This is a genomic window from Arsenophonus sp. ENCA (assembly GCF_002287155.1).
Classification (GTDB): domain Bacteria; phylum Pseudomonadota; class Gammaproteobacteria; order Enterobacterales; family Enterobacteriaceae; genus Arsenophonus; species Arsenophonus nilaparvatae.
In genome coordinates, this window is record NZ_NHNG01000012.1 from 1 (window position 1) to 2,650 (window position 2,650).

Sequence of the window (2,650 nt, forward strand, 5' to 3'; positions counted from 1 at the left end):
AAATCTTGAATCAGCGAAAGAGCATGGTTGAACCTGTGTTTTCAGCATTGCGGGGAATTCAGGGTTTGGAACGTTTCCGGCGTAAGGGATTATTAGCGGTAAAGCTCGAATTTACCCTGCATGCAATGGCCTATAACTTATCAAGAGCGGTTGCTCTGATATTATGGATGATTTTCAGTCTATTATTTGTACAAACTAAAATCAGAAAAAGAGAAAATCTGCACGGTGGGATATTGTTGAAAAAAAAATTCCACCCCTTTTGCGACAGCCTCATTTTATGAGCGTGATACGCTTTGTGTAGCAAAGGATTTGTTGGGAAAAGTTTTAAAATTTGCTGACTATTACGGGGTTATCAATGAAGTCGAAGCCTATATTGGACAAGATGATCCGGCCTGCCATGCGGCGAGAGGCTATACGCCCCGGACAGCAATCATGTTTGGTGCTGCCGGTTTTTCCTATGTTTATCTTATCTACGGTATGTATCATTGCCTGAATATTGTGACCGAGCGTGAAGGTTTTCCAGCAGCGGTTTTAATTCGTGGCATTGATTTATACAAACCCACCGTTATTACTTTGGATGGGCCGGGTAAACTCTGCAAAAAATTAAATATTACGAAAAATAATAACCAGATTGATTTAACGCAGTGTCATGATTTTTGTGTTTACGATTCCAAGAGTCAACCAGAGTATATTGTCACGCCAAGAATAGGCATAAAAGTTGGCACTGACAAATTATGGCGTTTTAAGTCAGTATAAATACTGCTAAGTATTACACTTAAAATACACCCACCTCTATTAAGATAGCCTTGCCGCTTTTCTGCTCCGTTGCTATAATTGGCGCATTAACCCTCAATGGTTAATCGGGAGTCGAAACCCGAGCATTTCTTGGGCGACCTATGACGCGCCGGGCGTCTTTTTTTATGTCGCAAAAACGCCTTAGCGTACCTGTAAAACAATGGTAGCTCAGGCGGGGCACCCTTCGGGGTGGCCGGTATCCAAGGAAGCCGGTTTTCGACCCCCGTCTGGGCTACCACCCACGAGTGTCGAAACTCCAGTGGTAGCAAAACCAGCTATTCCTTGGAGGTTGCTATTATGGCTACTACCCCTAAAACTAGCGCTAAAAATTTGCATCCCATTTTCTGCAAGCGTATTTGTCATGCAAGACCCGCGATACTCGCTAAATTTGCGCGTATTTCACGCCATTTGACGCCGTGTCAACGTGCATCCCTTCTGAAAATAGGGGGTGTCGCATGAACAGCCCCATCAAGCAATTTTGCCAAAGTTTAACGATCCCCTGTGGCTTTACTGATGCGAAATCTCAGGATTATACCAATGCCTCGATGACGGATATTCTGGGGATGACGGTGGAATCATCTCAGGTGCTGGATGTTTTTCATGCACACGAGGAAGTCGTTCGCAATAAAAGATTGCCGTTATCGTTGCTGAGCACGTTACCCGGCGGTTATAAACAATCACCCCAACCGTGGCGGTTTGATTTTTTTCCGCGCTTCGATGAGAAAGATGTTTACGAAGGGGCATTTTTTTATGCTCAGCCCTTCCTGTTTTTATCGCTGCTTGAATATATCGAGGGTGAGACCCCTTATACCATTAATCTTATCCAGTCAGATAACATGTTTAGCCAGCGAGAGCGCCAGATTATCTTTTGTACGCTACAGCGATTAAGCAGCAAAGAAGTTGGGAGGAAGCTTAATCTTTCCCATCGGACAATAGAAAACAACTTGCAATCAATTTATCAAAAATCGGGTGTGCATAATGGCAGGCAATTTAGAAACTATTGCCGCGCCAACGGTATAAATCGATACCTTCCTCCTGAATTTCTGCCTTCTGGTAGTCAGGTCATTAGCGTTTAAGACTCGTCGTCAGAGCGATGTGCTCTGACGATTACGCTAAATGAACAGGGGGAATGATGAAGTATTTTCGGATTGAAGATTTCACGCCTTACTCAGAACTATTTCCAAAACTCTCTAAAAGAGAAATAGAAATTTTATCACTTTTTAGGGTCGGGTTAACAAGAAGCGAGATAGCTTTAAAACTGAATGTAAGCGCAAGAACAATAGACGCTCATTTGAATAGCGCAATGCATAAGTATGAGCTTCACTCTTCTTCTGAATTAAAGGCATTATTTAATTTTATCATCCAAGATAGCTTTATTAGGTTAATCGCTTCTAGATAATTTCAACAAATAAACGCTCTGCAAGATTATTAACTAAATTGCAGGGCGTTACTTTAGTGTCTTTTTTATCTATTTGATAAATATATATTTTTATTGACCATACCTTGTAAGAAATTGATTTTAAATGTTTTATTTTTTCTGAAAAATAGGGGTTCTCTCTATTTTAGCCCCTTGTTTTTTAAGTCATCATCTTCCCTCGCCCACGTTTTCCTGGCGACCTGATTCTGAAAATATCCAGTGTTGGTAGAGGTGCCTTTGACAATTGCGCCTGCTCTTTAACAAATCGGTATCGGCGATCCGCAGTATGGCGGAAAACGATGTAGTCATACTAAACTAGTTGCTGAATAGAGACTTGCATTTTTTGTCACGCTATTGAGAATAAAAAGAGGTTTAACTTAGAGAATAAAGGTTTGAAATGATCAACAAAGAGCGGCTGTTACGAGATAATCGTTTATG

General features: G+C 41.4%; 4 protein-coding genes and 1 pseudogene. All 5 read left to right on the plus strand.

The genetic code is table 11. The annotated features are described in order from the left end of the window. The coding region (locus CBG25_RS00410; protein WP_290603688.1) for a transposase at positions 1-281 on the plus strand (281 nt) is incomplete at its 5' end. A gap of 31 nt (positions 282-312) precedes the next feature. Beyond that, complete coding sequence (locus tag CBG25_RS00415) at positions 313-756, plus strand: DNA-3-methyladenine glycosylase (protein ID WP_290603689.1); 444 nt, start codon at positions 313-315, stop codon at positions 754-756. Positions 757-841: 85 nt separating this feature from the next. After that, positions 842-1,107 (plus strand): annotated as a pseudogene (locus CBG25_RS00420) (ash family protein); the annotation flags it as partial. Between the two features lie 143 nt (positions 1,108-1,250). Further along, positions 1,251-1,871, plus strand: coding sequence for a helix-turn-helix transcriptional regulator (locus CBG25_RS00425; protein ID WP_290603690.1), 621 nt, complete (start codon positions 1,251-1,253; stop codon positions 1,869-1,871). Positions 1,872-1,927: 56 nt separating this feature from the next. After that, positions 1,928-2,194: a helix-turn-helix transcriptional regulator gene (locus tag CBG25_RS00430; protein ID WP_290603691.1), complete on the plus strand. Its 267-nt coding sequence runs from the start codon at positions 1,928-1,930 to the stop codon at positions 2,192-2,194. Positions 2,195-2,650 lie beyond the last annotated feature (456 nt).

What these genes read in the sequence shown, in the direction of transcription:
- CBG25_RS00425 (WP_290603690.1), top strand. Translation starts at nt 1,251, where the DNA reads ATGAACAGCCCCATCAAGCAATTTTGCCAAAGTTTAACGATCCCCTGT.
- CBG25_RS00430 (WP_290603691.1), top strand. Translation starts at nt 1,928, where the DNA reads ATGAAGTATTTTCGGATTGAAGATTTCACGCCTTACTCAGAACTATTT.